Source organism: Desulfotomaculum sp. OF05-3 (assembly GCF_003435535.1).
Classification (GTDB): domain Bacteria; phylum Bacillota; class Clostridia; order Lachnospirales; family Lachnospiraceae; genus Pilosibacter; species Pilosibacter fragilis.
Window position 1 is genome coordinate 16045 of sequence record NZ_QWGO01000032.1, and the last position, 15860, is coordinate 31904.

A 15860-nucleotide genomic window follows, 5' to 3' on the forward strand; every position below is an offset into this window, starting at 1 on the left:
GTCTCACACCTCCTTGCCCATCTGATAGGCTTGCTCCAGCGCAGGATGTCCGGCAATCTCACCCGCGCCGTTCACACCGCCTGCAAACACTGTGCCCACCAGCGCACAGCGTGGGAAGCAGTCCACCCAGCCCTGCACAGCCTTCTCTGTGCCCGCAAAGGTCTCCGGTGCGTTCTCTGCCGCTGTTGCAAGCAGATAGGCTTTCGTAAAGGCGTAGTCCGTATCGAACAATGGGTTGGCACGATCCAGCATCGTCTTGAGCTGACCGCTGACGCAGTAATAGTAGACGGGCGTTGCGAACACCAGCACATTTGCATCGTGCATTTTGGCGGCAATTTCCACGGCATCGTCTTGGATGACGCAGTGCCCAAGATTCAGGCAGGCGATACAGCCCTTGCAGAAGCCAACCTGTCTTTCCCGCAGATATACGGTTTCTACCTGATTGCCTGCCTCCCGTGCGCCCTTGGCAAACGCTGCCGCCAGCGTTTCGGAGTTGCCGCCCTTACGGGGACTTGAGGAAATGATCAGTACCTTTTTATTCATCGTAGAACACTCCTTGCGTTTTGATATTCTCTGTGGTATTCTCATGGTATCACCTAAACCTAACTTTAGGTCAAGATATTTTTTGAAGATTTTTGGAGGGAGATTTATGTATTCAATTGGACAGGTAGCAGAGATGTTCGGATTGCCTATCTCCACGCTGCGCTATTATGATAAGCAGGGGCTGTTTCCGAACATGGAACGAGTATCCGGCATCCGCAAATTCGGTGACACGGAGATTGAAGCACTCCGGGTCATTGAATGTCTGAAAAAAGCTGGCATGGAGATCAAGGACATCCGGCAGTTCATGGATTGGTGTGTAGAAGGGCCGTCCACCTACCCGCAACGCAAGGCACTATTTGAGGAACAACGGTCGCACATGGAGACAGAGCTTGAGCAGATGAACCGCACTCTGGATATGCTGAAATTCAAATGCTGGTACTATGAGCAGGCAATCAAAGACGGCAGTGAGGACAGACTAAAGACACTGATTCCCGACCGCTTGCCGGACGGAATCCGAAAAGCATATGAAAACGCACACAGCTAACCTTTCCTGTGCCATGTATCGTCTGATTCAGAGCAAAAAATACCCCGTTGGTTTCCCAACGAGGCATCGAAGACGATTCTATTCTGTTTTCTGTAAACTGGTAGTCAGAAAAACTTAGTCAGTGACCAAGTTAGTGAGCAAGATAAATCGCCGGACATCCCACACGCAGTTTTGAATCTTTGTATGGCTTTTGCAGTGTCTGCATCATAGCCCAGCACCGCGGTCAGCTGCTTTTGAAAGGAACCGGCAAACAGCGCCCACATTCCAAAGGGTATTCCAGCGTATTTCATTGCAGATACCTCCCGGCTTCCGCTTCCAGTGCCTGCCACACCGGGTAGGCTGCGCCGTTCGCATCGAAAAATTTCTTGAGATCCCGGTTCAGCGCACTCATTTCATCGATGGCGTTCATTGCGTGGTCGGAGGCGCAGAGCTTGCCCAGCGAGGTGGCACACATCAGCTTGAAAAAGCGCAGGCAGGTCTTGCGGTATTTCTCCCCTTCAAAGTCTGCATCCTCCTTGGGCAGAATGGTGTGCCCGGCATCTCGGATGGCGCGGTATCCCTCGATGTTGGCATCCAGCACACGGTTCAGGTACGCGGTATCTCCCCTGAGCTTTTTCAGGTCGCCGTCTGTCTTATAGCAGGCGAAGGCCGCCGGCATCACAAACGCGGCATGGCAGAGCAGATAGTCCTCCATGTTCGGCTCGTAAACAACCTTATATTTTGTGCCGTGGAAGATGCGCCCGATCAACTGTTTATTGGAGGTTGCACCAGTCAGCTGCCCGATGGTGATCTTCTTCAGGTCGATGGAGACCACCCGGTCAGCCTCCCGATGCCCGGCAGAAAGCGCAAAGGCAAACAGGACGTTCTTTTCCGGCAGTGCCGCCGCCAATGTTTTTGTCTGTACGTTGTTGCCCACAAATACGATGTTTTTCGTCCGATTCGCCCGCAGCGTGTCCAGAGCGGAATCCAGCTGTGTATAGCGCAGGACCACAAAGATCACATCGTACATTGTATCCGGTGCAAGTTCAGTCACCACCGGAATGCGACTGACCGAGGTGTAAAGCGAAAACTTATCCATGATCCGCAGGCCATTCTGCTTGATCTCCGCAGCCCAGTTTCCCCGCGCAAGCAGAGTGACATCCTTTCCGGCGCGCAGCAGATTTCTTGCCAGATTGCACCCCAGAACGCCTGCACCATATACCAGAATTTTCATAGCTTGCCTCCAAATCTGATCTTCACGATCTGCATTTTCATCCCGTTGTCCCCGACCTTGGCGAGAAATCGGAAAAAGCCGCTAACGGAAGGGTCTTTCAGGTCGTTGTAACCCATCATATAGCCCCTGCTGGATACTTGCAAACGGCTGTCCCATGGGGAAAGCTCGCTTTTCGCATCCGAAACCGCGAAATATGCTCCCACATCCTTGATTTTCGCCGTCCTGAGCCACGTTTTGGCGATCATCTTCACCGCCGTACGGTTGGCAGCATCAAAGACCAGCACTCCGCCGGGGAAAGCGTCCGCCATCCCCTGCACCAGTTCCCGAACCTGCTCCGTCAGGAAGTAATAGAACACCCCGGAGGCAAAGAACACCGCCCCGCCGGAGGCCTCGATCTTGTCAAACCATGCGGGGTCTTTCAGGTCGCAGGGGATGTTTTGCTCCCGCTCCCCGGCGGGCAGAAGCTGCTGCCGCAAGGCGATCACATCCGGGAAGTCCAGATTGTAGATTTTACAGCTGCCGTTGTCGCAGGCTCTACCGGTGTTATCCAGCCCGCAACCCAGATTGACCACTGCCGCGCAGGGGTGGTTTTTCAGGTACGCCTGCACTTCAAAGGCAAGGTCATTCTGCCGCATGGCAACCTCCAGCGCACCGAAACGCTGCATCAGGCTGCGGGAATTTTTCTCTGCCTCTGAAAAGTCGTAGTCGATCTGGTCGATCAGACGCACCGCCGTTTCGTCCCGGTAAAGGTTCGGATACAACTCCGTACACAGCTTCCGTGAATATAGCGGGAGGATCAACGTCTCCTGCACGGTGTTATTCTCGATTTTGTATTTCATAGGTTCCTTCCTCAGTGAGTAAAAATAGTCATCATTGCCGCCAGCACCATCGCTATGACTGCCATGCCCACCGTGCCGAATAGCCACTTTTTCTGCTTGTTTTTGGCAGTAATGTAGGGCTTCAGATCCTCTGTTCCGGGGATCGTCCATGCATTCGTGTGCCCCACCCAGTAACCATCGATCAAAAAACGGTCAATGAGATTCATAACAGACAAGATGACAAGCAGCTGCCAGCCCAAAACCTTCCAGAATCGTTTGTAAAACCATCCCTGTTCTCCTTATTCTGCTTTCCGGCAGGCAAACCATACCATGCTCTTCACTGTTCCAAGTGTTACGGTTACGTACCGTTTCTCCAGCCGTTTTTTTAAACTGAAGGCCATCTCGTAGGGCGGTGTGAAGAACCCCGTCTTTTCATAAATGTGCCGGACAAACCAGTCCGTCCGCTTCTGCTCGCCCTTCACATAGAAGCAGCCACAGAAAGTCCCGCCGGGCCTCAAGACCCGGAACACTTCCCGATAAGCGGCCTCCTTGTCCGGGAACGCGTGAAAGCCGTTCAGCGACAAAACAATATCAAAGACGCCGTCCGCATACGGAAGTGCACCCACATCGCCCTGCCGGAAGGTCACATTTTTCAGGTGCAGGCGGTCTGCCTTTTCCTGCGCCTGTCCCATCATATCTGCCGAGTAATCCAGACAGGTGATGTCCGCTTTTGGCAGCGTCTTGTAAAGCGGCATGGTCAGAATGCCGGTGCCCACCGGCACTTCCAGCAGCTTACCGGAGAAATTCTCCGGAATCCCGGACAGCGCTTTTTCCAGATAGTCGTCGTTTTCTGCCTTGTTCATTGCCCACACCAAACGGCACACCGCTTTCCCGCTCAGGGTGGAGCAGGTGATCATACCATCATAAAAATTGTTGCCGCCTGTCAGCCGATAGGCACCGCGGATTGCTTCTTTTCGTTCCATGCTCCGTCCTCCTTACACTGTTTCACCGTTTTTGCGCCGTAACGCAAAGCCAGCCCTTTTTATTTTTGTGGCTTTGGATCTGACAAAATCCTGCTTTTTCCAGATACTCTTTCAGTGCAGTATCCGTGTAGATGGTCATGCCATTGATAATTTGTGTCCATCTGTCGTCTTTTGCTGTTTCGCCGTTTGCTTCGTTACAAATGAAAAAGATTCCGCCGGGCTTCAGCACCCGATAAACCTCTCTGAAATTCTGCGCAAGTTCCGGCCAGAAGTAGACTGTTTCAAAGGCGGTCACCACATCAAACTGCTCCGCTTCAAACGGCAGTTCTGCCACACTTGCCTGCTGCACAGTACACTGCCCTGCTGCAATGGCTCTGGCATTGACCTTTCGCGCTTTTTCTACACTGACTGCCGAATAGTCGATGCCCTGCACCTTGCCCTTGGGACACAGCTTCAGCAGCGTTTTGATGTTCGCTCCACCGCCGCAGCCGCAGTCCAGCACCATGGCATCCGGGACAGGCTGCAAAAAATGCAATCCCCACGCTGCCATTGCGCTGTGCCCAAAGTTCATCATAGCAACCATGATCTTCCCGCTAAAGCCTACGGGCTTGCGGGTGTTTTCAAAGAAGGACATATCACACCTCCAATTTCACACATTCCGTATAGGTCAGCGGAAAAGAGGCCTTTAGAACAACACTTTTTCGCACTGTCCAATCATTCTGTTGCAGAAATTTTAGGTATTCTTCACTCGTCCACTTGCTGTGGAGAGGAAAGCCTGCCAGATTCATGAAAAAGGCTTTGACCTTGCCGGGAAATGAGTTTTCTGCGTGCGTAAAGGTAGGCGCGATCAGCACACCTTCATCCTTCAGCACCCGTTTGATCTCTCGCAGTGATTTTTCTGGCTGAGGCACAATGTGCAGTGCGTTTGATACGATTACAACATCGAATGATTTGCTCGCGTATGGCAGAGAAAACATATCCTGCACGGAAAAACGTAGCTTCGCAGAGTAATTCCCCCGTTTGGCCTCTGTAATCATTTCCGGAGAGGCATCCGTCGCCTCGATGTGTGCCGCTGCTTTTACGATGTGCTTGGCGATCAGTCCCGTTCCGGTAGCCACCTCCAGCACTGTTTTGTCTTTCACGACCGGACAGATCAGCTCATACATTTTCTCGTATACTGCCCTGTCTTTTCGCATAAAGCAGTCATACAGACCTGCATTTCTGTCCCAGAAATTTTTGTGTTCTCGCATTGCTGTCTCTCCTTTTATAGTTAGATTTATCTAAGCGGCACGCGCACATTGATAAGTTAGGTTCGGCTAACTCATGTATTTAGGAAAAGCCGCATTTCTGCGGCCTTTCGGCTTATACAAATAGCTTGCTGCAAGCATCACACATCTGTGTTTTCAGCCACTGAGGATAACGCCTCGCGATCTACTTCCTTATGGAAACAGCCAAAATCTATTTTCACACTATTGCGGTGACTTTTGCATTCTTATCCATATTATATCGTGCTCACTTCTTTTTTGCAATGGTATAGTATCTCTATTTTGTCATTTCCAAACGCAGAGCACGATTAGATTTTCTTCGCAATCATAGACAGCTCCTCCTGCGTAATGCCACGGGAAGTGCGAACATCGTGAAGTCTCTTACCAAACTCTTTTGCGTCAAAATACATACGTTTCTCCTTCCGCACAGCCGGTACAGAACCGGACCAACGGAAGGTCAAAAAAGGAGCCGCATGACGATGAAGAAAAAATCCTATGCCGATAAAACAGAATATGGGTATCCCATAATTCTGTCTCATGCGACATTCGGAAGACTTCGCCTGTCAGCGGCTCCACAGCACAGCTATGACTTATAAATGTTATGCTTTGCGAAAATTTTGTTCCCTGAAGGGAATGTACCGGGTGATTAAGCGAAATCGCTTTATTTTCCTGAATAACAGTCTGGATGAAAATATGCTGCGCATCGTGTGCGCACATGAATTAGGGCATGACCAGCTTCACCGGAATATGGCGAAAACCACCCCGATTCATGAGTTCATGCTCTATGACATGAAATCCAAACCGGAATATGAAGCCAACATCGTAGCAGCGGAAATCTTGATGGACAGCGATGAAGTCCTTCGCTACATCTATGAATATGGATACACAGCCGAGCAGATCGCCAGCGCGATGTCCACCGACATCAATCTGGTTGCACTGAAGGTAGCGCACCTGGCAACACTTGGCTATAACCTGCACGCGCTGGAACATAAAAGCAACTTTTTGAAATAACGTATCTTCGAGGAGCCTTGACCGGCTCCTCTTTTTTGTTGCAAATTGTGCAGATGCCGTCTGCACAATTATTTCCAGAGCTGCTCCTATGTATAATTGACCCCCAGCTCCTGCAAATCTTTAGCGGCCGTCACAGCATCCACATGAAAGCGTTCCCGGTAATGCTTATTCATCTTTTTCTTTGCCATTTGCGGAATCTCCCGGATTTTTTGCTGATGACTTTGGGTTGTGCTTCTTCGGTGCTGTCAGCTCATAGCTCAAAGAAAGCAGGCCTTTGATGGCATCATCCAGTTCCGGTTTGCCAAGCTGAATACTGAGCCACTTCTCCTTATTCATATGATAGGCCGGAAAATAGCCGTCCTGCCCGCGAAGAGAGCCAATCAGCAGCGGATCGCTTTTCACATTGAGAACATCCATGATGCCTGTCTCCGGCAATCCCAACTTATCAGCAGATACTTCCAGAACTACACCATACCATTTATTATTGTCTTTGTGCCGCAGTACAGCATTCCGGTCATGCCAGGGATATTCCGGCTCTGTGCCGTACTGCTGGTGTATCCATGTAAATAATTCTTGTCGTGTCACTCCATCGCTCCTCCTTCCAGCCAATCTATCATGTCTTTCGGTCAAAAATAACGATGTAGACCATCATCTCATTTTCCATCAGGAACGTACTGATGGTATCGACTGCAACCTTCAGAGCCTGGTCTTTAGGATAGCCGTAAATGCCGGAGGAAATCAGCGGAAAGGCCACCGACTGACAGCCATTTTCTTTTGCCAGGTTCAGAGATGTCCGATAACAGGATTCCAGAAGCTCCTGTTCCCGATGCTTGCCATCCCGCCAACGTGGACCGACTGCATGGATCACATATTTGCAGGGCAAGCGGTATCCCTTTGTGATTTTTGCGTTGCCGGTCTCGCAGCCATGCAGCGTACTGCACTCTGCAAGCAGCTCCGGTCCGGCGGCACGATGAATGCAGCCGTCCACACCACCACCGCCCAAAAGAGAAGTATTGGCAGCATTGACGATTGCGTCAACGCTCATTTTTGTAATATCGTTTCTGATAATCTGTAAGGGCATTGCTTATTTCTCCCCTTTCTGTTGCCTCGTTAAACATGCTTCTTTTTCAGTTCACGAATCAACATCTCAACCTGTGCTCCTGTAAGGAACGGTGTTTTGATTGTCGATGCCCAATAAAAATTCCGCTTCAAAATTGTTTTAATCTCATTCGGAGAAAGAGCAGGCAATGCTTTAACATCTCCATTGAAATTTTCCGGCACAATCATTCTGACACTATGATATTTTTCATCACCCACTTCCGTTGGTGTGTCTGTAACTATCTGTCCAACTGCAATAATTCCTCTTCCTTTGGAATAAAAAAGAGCATAGTCATCTTTGCGAAAGCTGTCGATATACCGTTTGGCATCTCCATATGCCGCTATTTTGTTTCCGAGAATCATCTCGGATTCATTTGTATCTGAATACGAGATATTCGTATCAAACATGATTCCTTTACATGCAGAAAACTTCAAACGATTATTTTCTATTTCTGTCAGAAACTTCACCCAGTATAAAACATTCTCCGGAATGATATGAGACTTATCCGGATTGATCGCAAATTCATAGATAACCGTTGGATCTGCTACTTTCACATTTGAATATTTCTGTGCATTCTGAACGTTTCCTTCTGTTGTAAGCAAATACACTTCACCATTCAGGCTGGAATAGTCATCTGTATTGAGATCAACATCACCCTTCTTTACCTGAATGTAAATATGCTTTCGGTTCAGGTCATTTGGATCAACCAAAACGCACTCATACTTTGGCGTAGCAATTTTATTTGTCGATGGGATGCAGACATAGCCTTTCGTATCATACAGCCACAGCGCAAGTAAATCTTCAACATCTTCCGGCTGAAGCAGGCTGTAAAAATGCTTTTCACATAAAGAAAGAGCCGGATCGAGATAATTGAATAGATCCAGTGCTGAATCGTGAACACGGTTATACAACATCTGACTGTATTCTTCCACTCCATTTTTCTTAATTCTCTGGATGGTTGAACCCATAATAAATGATGTTGCCACAGCACCAGGAACGGATTCTTCATCTGCCTTATCTGTAGCTGGATACCAGTCTATATTGGTCAACTGATTCGCTGCATCCATCTGTACTGCATCTTCACGAAACACCCAGGTACTGTTCGCCTTAACTCTCGCAATATAGTATTTCCCTTCATTTCTTGAGTGCATCCATAGGAGGTCTCCTTCTTTCACATCCTCTACCATGCGGCATACACTGTCGAATGATTTGTACTGAGTTCTTGCCAGATTACAGTAATCCAAAAATGTATGTATCCCAGAACGTTCTGCCTGGGTTAATTCACGCAGACTCCATCCCATTGCTGCGACATGATTTTTCAAGCAATAGTCAGCAACATTTGTGCCTCCTGTATTCACCTGTAATCTCCATACTGCCATCTTGTCTTCCTCTTTCTTTTTGCATTTAGAACTTTCTCATCATTCGCTTTAATATTATTATATATCGTCCACACATAGAGTTACAGATGCAATGTACATTATTTTGCACATTTCCGATTTGGTCTTGCGGTACTCTGCATAGGAGCTTTTCTTTCGTTCCAGGAACATCGCATACTCTGCGTTCAGCTCGCTGATGCGCGGGAGCTTTTTGTCAGAGCCGTTCTCTTTCTTATAAGCATCGAACGCCTTTTTCGCTGCGCTGTTGAAAAATGCCATAAATGTGTACCTCCTTGTACGATACGCCCTTGCAGACGGATGAATAGTGAATGTCCCCTTGCATGTGCACCTGCAAATGGGCAAAAAATAGTCAGGTTTCCAATTTTAATCAGAAACCTGGCTATGTAAAAAGGGCGGTTCACCGCCGTCCTCGTTGTTAATATTCTGTGCTCAATAGAAAATCTGCAATGTGCATACTCTTAATGCCTTGGTAATTGCCTCCGGCAAATTCATCGGTTCTCAAAACATACTTCGGATAGTTATCCCGGATTTCCAGCAGCCGTTCATATTCGCGCTTTTCTGTTTTTTCGGATTTAATCTCCTGTGTGACCTGCACATACAACCGGTCATTCTGCTTCTGCGCCACAAAATCGACTTCACCATCCGGCGTTTTCCCAATCGTCACGGTATATCCTCGTCTGCAAAGTTCCAGATACACCACATTTTCCAGACTGGACGCGACGCTGTCTGGTGTGTAGCCCAGCACACTGTAACGCAAAGCGGTATCGGCAAGATAAAACTTCTCCTGCGTTTTCAGAATCTCCTTTCCGCGCAGATCGTATCGAGAACAGCGATGAAGAAGATATGCTTTCTCCAGCTTTTCCAGATAACTGTATACCGTTTCATTGTCGATAGAACGATGCTCTGATTTCAGATAATCAGAAATTGATTTTGCTGAGAATGAATTTCCCACATTCGCAAATGTGTACCGAACCACCCGTTCCAGCTGGTCGATCTTGCGAATCTGGTTTCTCTTTACGATATCCGAGAAAATCGTGGAATTATAGATATCCCGGACAATCGTATAAACCTCATCCTGTGAATACTCTCGCAGGTGCGTTGCAGGGAAGCCACCCAAGCGGATATAATCTGCCAGTTCAGCATGAATATCCTTTACCTGTGTATACTGCTTTTTGAATTCCAGATATTCCCGAAAAGAAAGCGTATAGATCCGGAAGGAAACATATCGTCCCGTCAGGTAAGTCGCTATTTCCGAAGACATCATTCTGGAATTGGAGCCTGTCACATAAAGGTCAACATCATAATCTGTTGCCAGGGAGTTTACTACTTTCTCCCAGCCTTCAATTTCCTGAACCTCATCCAGAAAGAGATACGTTCTCCCAGTTGGATTGAGCTTTTCTTTGACAGCCTTGAACACATCCTTCGCTGTCATATCCTCATAATTCATGGAATCGAAACGCATACTGACAATCCGCTCAGACGGAATGCCATGCTCCTGTTGCAGCTTCTCCATAATCATTTTAAGAACTGTGGATTTTCCGCAGCGGCGAACCCCCGTCAACACTTTTACAAAAGGTGTGTCGGTGTAGGCCATAATCTTATCGACATAGAGCGGTCTGTTTATCATAGGAACCACCTCCATGGTTCCATGATACCGCAAGCGCATAAAGAAATCAATAGATTTTGCGATTATAAACCGCAATTATGTTGATTCTCACTGACTTTTTCGAATTATGTCGAATTCTGTTTCCTTTTAGTTTCAGAATAGCGTAGTTTAACCAAAAAGTCCAGAAAGCAACGGCACCAGATAGCGATAGGTAATCTTTTGATGTAATCTCCAGATTTTCCCCCGCTCCACACCGTGCATGCAGCTTTCACCGCACATGGCGTTCCATCGAATTCAACAGCCAGGTTTTTTCATATACGATTTACACACTTCGTAACAGCATAATTATCAAAGCATGATTACAGGCATTTCTGCCATAGTTCGAAGTTTGTTAAGCTTTGCAAGTTTAGAATCATCTAATTGCAGTGGGTTCAGATATTCTCTGATAGTGATTTCAGACGATGCATGGATAATCACATGGATGGCTTTTGAGACTAAAATCAGATTTTCGTATGCATCTGTACCACCTTTGAATTCGACTTGGGGCTATCCCTCCACGATGTTTAGCATCGCTTCATTGCAAAGGCGGTGGGTGCGCTTGGTGCGCTCACCTTTCTCCAGATACTTCTTTCTGTTCTCCAGATGCTCCAGCTTGTGCTGTTCCTGTGCAAGCTGTGTCTCGGCTCGTTCCTTTTCGGCTCGAAGCTGGTCGAGAGTTTTCAGTTTTGTCATTGTCATTGCCCTCCTTTTTTGATTTTGGAGATAAAAAAGACCGTCAACTTTTCGCATAGTGCGACCAGCCAACGGTCTAATTTTCCGTATTGAGTTAAGATGTTAGTGGTTTTCCGCCGTTTCTTTATTTAATATATCAAGAATTTCTCGAAACGATTTTTGCAATCGAGGATCATCATACATTTTCTTTGCCGTATCCAGCAATTCTTCTGCCTGATTATATTGCTCATTTATAATTGCTGCTATTATATCAAGTATGGCTATGTTTCCGCCGTAGATTTTGTGATGTCTATATTGTTGAAAAAGTCCTTGGTTTTCGTTGTATACTGTAATTGCTTTTTCATACTGGGTAGTTTCAAAATAGCTCAAGCAAAGGTTGATTTTATGAACTACATTAACAGAAGAACCGCTCAGCCGCTCATGGGACAATTTTTCCAGCATAGGAATTGCTATATCAAATTGTTTTGCCTCGATGTATCCAGCAGCCAAATTTAATTCTAAGATATTTCTTAATGTTTTCCCTTTTGCGGTTTTTAGCAAATTTTCTATACCGTCAATGTATTCCTGTGGCTTTTCTTCACTCAGCAACTTTGCAATTTTCTTGACTTTGGTAAAATAAATTAGATTGTAATATGCATTGATTAACACAGCGCCTAATACAATGGCAACCGCTGCAATCCAATAACCATGCATAAAAGCTGCATCATCAATCCCAAAACTAATTTTAAGCAATAACAAAATCAAGCCGAAGCAGACTCCTATCAAAACTATTTTTGCAGCTCTTTTCAAATTGAGTACCTCCATCATACTTTTTTTGCAACTTGCTGGCGGCGAACAGCATTTCATGCTGTTTGAAGACGGCAAGTCCACAGGGGATAGCCGCATTAGCGGCGCAAGGGGGTGTAGCAACCTTGCCGGAACGAAGTGACGCAACATTCTCGGTCATGCGGCTTTCTTCTGCTGACAGAGAATGAAGCTCCGCAGGACGCACATACTCCCGATAGGAGAGTATCGAAGTGCGCCCTTTAGTTCCTAAAGGGATTTTATCAGTTCGACAGTCGAGTAGACTAAGACCTCTCAATCCTAGCCCCTCACAGATCTGTACGTGCGGCTTTCCCGCATACGGCTCCTCATAGTAACATTCGCTTCAATATAAACAATAGTACGTTTTAGGTTTTGCTAACGGGTAATACTTGAGCATTTCCCTTTGCACCACCAGCTTAAACCACAGCGTCAGCACATGATGCATGTATATATTTGCAAGCATCGGACTCATTACTGAGCCTTGTGCCGAACCCTCCTCTGTTGGCTCGAATTTTCCTTGCTCCATTATTCCTGCTTTAAGGTATTTACGTATTAGCCACAATAAGTTCTTATCCTGTATATTCCATTCAAGGAACTTCATCATCCAATCATGGTCGATATGGTCAAAGAAACCTTTGATATCGGCATCTACGATATAGCTGATTTTTCCATAGCTTATCCGTTGGTATACTTCTTTTATTGCTTCGTGACACCCCCTATTCGGTCCGAATCCATACATGCAGTTTAGGAATCTCGGTTCATAAATAGCTCCCAGTATTTTCTTCACTGCCATTTGTACAATCTTATCTTCATAGGAAGCAATCCCTAATGGTCGTTTCTTTCCATTTCCTTTAGGTATATATACCCTCAGTGACGGAAGTGGCTTAAAGGATTTGTTTTTCAACCTCTGTACCAGTTCCTTGATATTTCTATCAAGGTTCTTCCCATACTCATCCTTAGTTACCTTGTCAATTCCGACTGCTTTGTTCCCATCTAATTCCTTATGGCATTGCTTTAGCATATCTTCATTTATCAAGTGGTACACGGATGTAAATATAGGATGTTTTGATGTTGCCGATATCTCAGCTATTCTTACTAATTTCGTTTCCATTATTTCCTCCGTCCCTGAGTACGGATCATGTGTCCTCAGTAAGACCTTTACTATGCAATCCCCTTCCCTCCATCGGCATTGCCCGATTTCTACAGTACTATGGGATTGTCCGACCACCTACTATTCATTTGAAATCCTCCGTTTTCAGTTGCAACTTCATACTCTTCTTCGAGAAATGGCAGGTTCTCCCCAGTTGATGTGTATTCACAATGTAAAACATGATTGGTTCTCTGACTCCGCAGTGCCACATAACACTCGCCATATCGCATTACATGATATTGTCTTCCGCACCAGTTAAGACGTCGACCGACTGAAGTTAACGTTTCGAAGCTCAATCGCTATTCAACCCTGCTTTCTTGCTGTCTACGCTTGTCAGATGCCGTTACCGGCATCATCCCAAGACTCGCTATTATCTGGTTGGCTAAACCTTGGATAAACCGGAATCCCACCGGCTTGACTACACACCCTTAGCTGGGCGCACAACTGGAACTGGTTAATTTATATTATTTATGAGCGGAAATGTAGTCAAGCACAATTTTCCACCCATTATTTTCACTGGCATATCCCCATAAAGGCTCTGTTAACTGTTCTAATTCTTCAATACAATGACGAGTCTTTTTTACCATTTCTTTTCTTTTTTCGAGAGTGATTGAATTTAATTTTTTATTTGATACCTTAAACCTGTTATTTTGCATAAAATTAACGGTGTCAATATAGTTATTATCATCAGTAAAAATTGTATCTTGGGGAAAACAGGATATAACCTTTTCAAATGCTGTTTTCAGGGTGAATAATCCTAAAGCATTTAATGCTTCTGGGATAAACGGAACTAATTTTACCTGTTCACAAATAATATACCACCAACCATCACACTGCCAATTCCCCACCATATTCATACAAATATGCAAGGTAAAAAGTTCAGGGGTCACTTTTTCTTTTATATCATCTAATGTCCCCAATTCCCACAATTTATCCGACAATTCAGCCAGTGTATTTTCATCTAAACATTTCACTCCGTTAAGGAGTTCCTGTAATGTAAGCACTGTTATTTCCTCCTCGCAATATAAAATTTCTCACAATCAACTTCCGCTTTGCCGTTAACTTCATTATACTTTACCCGACCGTCAAAGTATAGAGAGATTTTGTAAAACTTGTCGGCTGGGAACAGCTTGCAAAGCAAGGTGTCCCCAGATGGCAAGTCCACAAAAGGGTAGCTGGCGGCAGCCAGCGCAGGGGTGCAAAACGTCCAGTGGACGTTTGCCCTGCACCGACCGAAGCGGAGCGGAGACGGCGTAGCGTCTCCTGTATGATTTGGAGCAGACCATGACTGCGGAAGCCAACATTCTGTCGGCTGCTGCGGCTTTCGCCGAGTGAATATGCAAGCATATTCGTTCGGCTCATTGCTCGCACAAATCACAGCCCTCCGGCAAGGAGCCTTCGGAGAACGCAATGCACCAACCTCCGGGTGGTGTATAATTGCGCCCTTAGTAAACTAAGGGGTTTCCGGCTTCTTCCGTTCCAGCAGTTTTTTCAATAGTTCCTGCGTGTCCTGCCTGTGAAAAATGAGTTTCAACAACAGCATGACATCATCGTCTGTCAGGCGTTCCGGCTCTTGCAGAAAACTTTCCAGCATACCGCCACGAGTGCAGAGCCGGTGCGTCCGTTCCTTTCGGGTAAGCTGCTTTAACTGGTGCTGCAACGCCTTTTCATCATTGATGGCTTTCCGCAGTTTCTTTTCGCTTTTCTCCAGCTCCCGGTTGAGCTTTTCCAGCTTTGAGGTATCAGGCAAGGGCAGCGTCCTCCTTTCCCGGTATCAGCACATAAATCCTGTTTGGTTCTCCAACGCCCTGACGCACCCGCATGATAAGTCCGACAGTTTCCAATTCATTCAGAGAACGCTTGACCGTCATGGGACTGCAGGACAGGACTGCGGCGTATCGCTCCCTTTGGTATGCTCGTTTCGGTCAGGGTTCCTCCACATCCCTGCCAAAAGTCATGGCACTACATCGCCGGGGAAGCATATCCCACACAGGCTGGTCATTCGATTGGAATAATCCATCGATGAACTACCTGTATCATAGAACATTTTTGTGCCTCGTGCGGTATGTCCACAAAGTAGGAATTCGGGGTAAAAATCAGAAATTTCCACGATTGCGGAATTGATATGGTATAATCAATTCAACGGTTATAAATGTCGTCAGAAGGGGGAACTGCTTCAATGAACGGAGCTACTACAATACAGGAACGGCTAAAAGATTTACGATGAAACAAAGGATTAAAACTGGAAGAACTGGCTGAGCAAACGGGTATTTCAAAATCGGCTCTTGGCAGTTATGAAAAAGATGACTATAAGGAAATCAATCATGGCAACCTTATCCTGCTGGCAGATTTTTATGGGGTGTCCCTCGATTATCTCTTTTGCCGGACAGAGAACCGGGCGGAGATCAACACGCCATTAAGGGAGCTGCATTTGAGTGATGAGATGGTAGCACTTCTGAAAAGCGGTCGGATTAACAACCGTCTGCTCTGCGAACTTGCCACCCATAAGGACTTTATCAAGTTTCTTGCGGACATTGAGATTTATGTGGACGGGATTGCTACCATGCAAATCCACAACCTCAACGCCCTTGTCGATACCGTCCGGCATGAAATCATTGAACGGTATCGCCCTGGCGAAGACGACCCCCATTTGAAAGTGTTGCAAGCCGCCCATATCAGTGATGATGAATATTTC

The 15860-nt window shown here is 46.5% G+C and carries 20 protein-coding genes and 3 pseudogenes; 3 read left to right on the forward strand and 20 right to left on the reverse strand.

Annotation, left to right across the window (positions count from 1 at the left end):
* Positions 1-3: 3 nt before the first annotated feature.
* Entirely contained in the window at positions 4-588 is a 585-nt protein-coding gene (locus DXA87_RS14270) for a flavodoxin family protein (protein WP_348982236.1), read from the reverse strand.
* A gap of 61 nt (positions 589-649) precedes the next feature.
* On the opposite strand from DXA87_RS14270, the gene DXA87_RS14275 reads away from it, so the two are divergent.
* Positions 650-1087: a MerR family transcriptional regulator gene (locus DXA87_RS14275; RefSeq protein WP_117472598.1), complete on the forward strand. Its 438-nt coding sequence runs from the start codon at positions 650-652 to the stop codon at positions 1085-1087.
* 104 nt (positions 1088-1191) lie between these two features.
* On the opposite strand, the gene DXA87_RS14280 is transcribed toward DXA87_RS14275, so the two are convergent.
* Genes DXA87_RS14280 through DXA87_RS14310 form a run of 7 tightly spaced genes read right to left on the reverse strand, consistent with a single transcriptional unit; the run spans position 1192 to position 5351 of the window.
* On the reverse strand, positions 1192-1377 hold the full coding sequence (locus tag DXA87_RS14280) for a hypothetical protein (RefSeq protein WP_117505055.1): 186 nt from the start codon (positions 1375-1377) through the stop codon (positions 1192-1194).
* Positions 1374-2300 carry a 2-dehydropantoate 2-reductase N-terminal domain-containing protein gene (locus DXA87_RS14285; protein WP_117505057.1) on the reverse strand — a complete coding sequence of 309 codons (927 nt, stop codon included), beginning with the start codon at positions 2298-2300 and terminating at the stop codon, positions 1374-1376. The genes DXA87_RS14280 and DXA87_RS14285 overlap by 4 nt, the downstream gene beginning before the upstream one ends.
* Positions 2297-3139: a class I SAM-dependent methyltransferase gene (locus DXA87_RS14290; RefSeq protein ID WP_117505059.1), complete on the reverse strand. Its 843-nt coding sequence runs from the start codon at positions 3137-3139 to the stop codon at positions 2297-2299. Before DXA87_RS14290 ends, DXA87_RS14285 begins: the two co-directional genes overlap by 4 nt.
* An 11-nt stretch (positions 3140-3150) precedes the next feature.
* On the reverse strand, positions 3151-3378 hold the full coding sequence (locus tag DXA87_RS14295; protein WP_242998100.1) for a hypothetical protein: 228 nt from the start codon (positions 3376-3378) through the stop codon (positions 3151-3153).
* A 39-nt stretch (positions 3379-3417) separates the two neighbouring features.
* Entirely contained in the window at positions 3418-4101 is a 684-nt protein-coding gene (locus DXA87_RS14300; RefSeq protein ID WP_117505061.1) for a class I SAM-dependent methyltransferase, read from the reverse strand.
* Between the two features lie 22 nt (positions 4102-4123).
* Positions 4124-4735 (reverse strand): class I SAM-dependent methyltransferase, encoded by a 612-nt coding sequence (locus DXA87_RS14305; RefSeq protein WP_117505063.1) that lies wholly within the window; start codon positions 4733-4735, stop codon positions 4124-4126.
* Position 4736: 1 nt separating this feature from the next.
* Complete coding sequence (locus DXA87_RS14310; RefSeq protein WP_117505065.1) at positions 4737-5351, reverse strand: class I SAM-dependent methyltransferase; 615 nt, start codon at positions 5349-5351, stop codon at positions 4737-4739.
* 657 nt (positions 5352-6008) lie between these two features.
* Between DXA87_RS14310 and DXA87_RS14320 the strand changes: the two genes are divergently transcribed.
* Positions 6009-6377, forward strand: a complete 369-nt coding sequence (locus DXA87_RS14320) for an ImmA/IrrE family metallo-endopeptidase (RefSeq protein WP_242998102.1) — start codon at positions 6009-6011, stop codon at positions 6375-6377.
* 165 nt (positions 6378-6542) lie between these two features.
* Here DXA87_RS14320 and DXA87_RS14325 read toward each other — a convergent pair whose 3' ends face one another.
* The 12 genes and pseudogenes from DXA87_RS14325 to DXA87_RS14390 form a co-directional block, all read right to left on the reverse strand.
* On the reverse strand, positions 6543-6962 hold the full coding sequence (locus tag DXA87_RS14325) for an MmcQ/YjbR family DNA-binding protein (protein ID WP_117471174.1): 420 nt from the start codon (positions 6960-6962) through the stop codon (positions 6543-6545).
* A gap of 34 nt (positions 6963-6996) precedes the next feature.
* Positions 6997-7458 (reverse strand): annotated as a pseudogene (locus DXA87_RS14330) (O-acetyl-ADP-ribose deacetylase); the annotation flags it as partial.
* A gap of 29 nt (positions 7459-7487) precedes the next feature.
* Entirely contained in the window at positions 7488-8855 is a 1368-nt protein-coding gene (locus tag DXA87_RS14335) for a hypothetical protein (RefSeq protein WP_199537935.1), read from the reverse strand.
* A 57-nt stretch (positions 8856-8912) separates the two neighbouring features.
* Positions 8913-9131, reverse strand: coding sequence for a hypothetical protein (locus DXA87_RS14340; RefSeq protein WP_242990704.1), 219 nt, complete (start codon positions 9129-9131; stop codon positions 8913-8915).
* 157 nt (positions 9132-9288) lie between these two features.
* Entirely contained in the window at positions 9289-10500 is a 1212-nt protein-coding gene (locus tag DXA87_RS14345) for an ATP-binding protein (RefSeq protein ID WP_117505067.1), read from the reverse strand.
* Between the two features lie 555 nt (positions 10501-11055).
* Positions 11056-11211: pseudogene (locus DXA87_RS14350) on the reverse strand (DUF3847 domain-containing protein); the annotation flags it as partial.
* 102 nt (positions 11212-11313) lie between these two features.
* The gene (locus tag DXA87_RS14355) at positions 11314-12000 is read right to left on the reverse strand and encodes a hypothetical protein (protein WP_158553084.1); all 687 of its coding nucleotides are present in this window, start codon (positions 11998-12000) and stop codon (positions 11314-11316) included.
* Positions 11936-12157, reverse strand: a complete 222-nt coding sequence (locus DXA87_RS14360) for a hypothetical protein (protein ID WP_117505071.1) — start codon at positions 12155-12157, stop codon at positions 11936-11938. Before DXA87_RS14360 ends, DXA87_RS14355 begins: the two co-directional genes overlap by 65 nt.
* A gap of 201 nt (positions 12158-12358) precedes the next feature.
* Positions 12359-13126 (reverse strand): reverse transcriptase domain-containing protein, encoded by a 768-nt coding sequence (locus DXA87_RS18510; RefSeq protein ID WP_348982237.1) that lies wholly within the window; start codon positions 13124-13126, stop codon positions 12359-12361.
* 503 nt (positions 13127-13629) lie between these two features.
* On the reverse strand, positions 13630-14169 hold the full coding sequence (locus tag DXA87_RS14375) for a hypothetical protein (RefSeq protein ID WP_117505075.1): 540 nt from the start codon (positions 14167-14169) through the stop codon (positions 13630-13632).
* Between the two features lie 449 nt (positions 14170-14618).
* Entirely contained in the window at positions 14619-14915 is a 297-nt protein-coding gene (locus tag DXA87_RS14385) for a DUF3847 domain-containing protein (RefSeq protein WP_097786106.1), read from the reverse strand.
* A pseudogene (locus tag DXA87_RS14390) lies at positions 14908-15060 on the reverse strand (DeoR family transcriptional regulator); the annotation flags it as partial. The gene DXA87_RS14385 and the pseudogene DXA87_RS14390, both read right to left, overlap by 8 nt.
* A gap of 347 nt (positions 15061-15407) precedes the next feature.
* On the opposite strand from DXA87_RS14390, the gene DXA87_RS14395 reads away from it, so the two are divergent.
* On the forward strand, positions 15408-15860 hold a 453-nt coding region (locus DXA87_RS14395), incomplete at its 3' end, for a helix-turn-helix transcriptional regulator (RefSeq protein ID WP_348982239.1).

Coding starts and splice junctions, on each gene's coding strand:
- DXA87_RS14270 (WP_348982236.1), bottom strand. CDS start 588: ATGAGAATACCACAGAGAATATCAAAACGCAAGGAGTGTTCTACGATG.
- DXA87_RS14275 (WP_117472598.1), top strand. CDS start 650: ATGTATTCAATTGGACAGGTAGCAGAGATGTTCGGATTGCCTATCTCC.
- DXA87_RS14280 (WP_117505055.1), bottom strand. CDS start 1,377: ATGAAATACGCTGGAATACCCTTTGGAATGTGGGCGCTGTTTGCCGGT.
- DXA87_RS14285 (WP_117505057.1), bottom strand. CDS start 2,300: ATGAAAATTCTGGTATATGGTGCAGGCGTTCTGGGGTGCAATCTGGCA.
- DXA87_RS14290 (WP_117505059.1), bottom strand. CDS start 3,139: ATGAAATACAAAATCGAGAATAACACCGTGCAGGAGACGTTGATCCTC.
- DXA87_RS14300 (WP_117505061.1), bottom strand. CDS start 4,101: ATGGAACGAAAAGAAGCAATCCGCGGTGCCTATCGGCTGACAGGCGGC.
- DXA87_RS14305 (WP_117505063.1), bottom strand. CDS start 4,735: ATGTCCTTCTTTGAAAACACCCGCAAGCCCGTAGGCTTTAGCGGGAAG.
- DXA87_RS14310 (WP_117505065.1), bottom strand. CDS start 5,351: ATGCGAGAACACAAAAATTTCTGGGACAGAAATGCAGGTCTGTATGAC.
- DXA87_RS14335 (WP_199537935.1), bottom strand. CDS start 8,855: ATGGCAGTATGGAGATTACAGGTGAATACAGGAGGCACAAATGTTGCT.
- DXA87_RS14340 (WP_242990704.1), bottom strand. CDS start 9,131: ATGGCATTTTTCAACAGCGCAGCGAAAAAGGCGTTCGATGCTTATAAG.
- DXA87_RS14345 (WP_117505067.1), bottom strand. CDS start 10,500: ATGATAAACAGACCGCTCTATGTCGATAAGATTATGGCCTACACCGAC.
- DXA87_RS14360 (WP_117505071.1), bottom strand. CDS start 12,157: ATGACCGAGAATGTTGCGTCACTTCGTTCCGGCAAGGTTGCTACACCC.
- DXA87_RS18510 (WP_348982237.1), bottom strand. CDS start 13,126: ATGGAAACGAAATTAGTAAGAATAGCTGAGATATCGGCAACATCAAAA.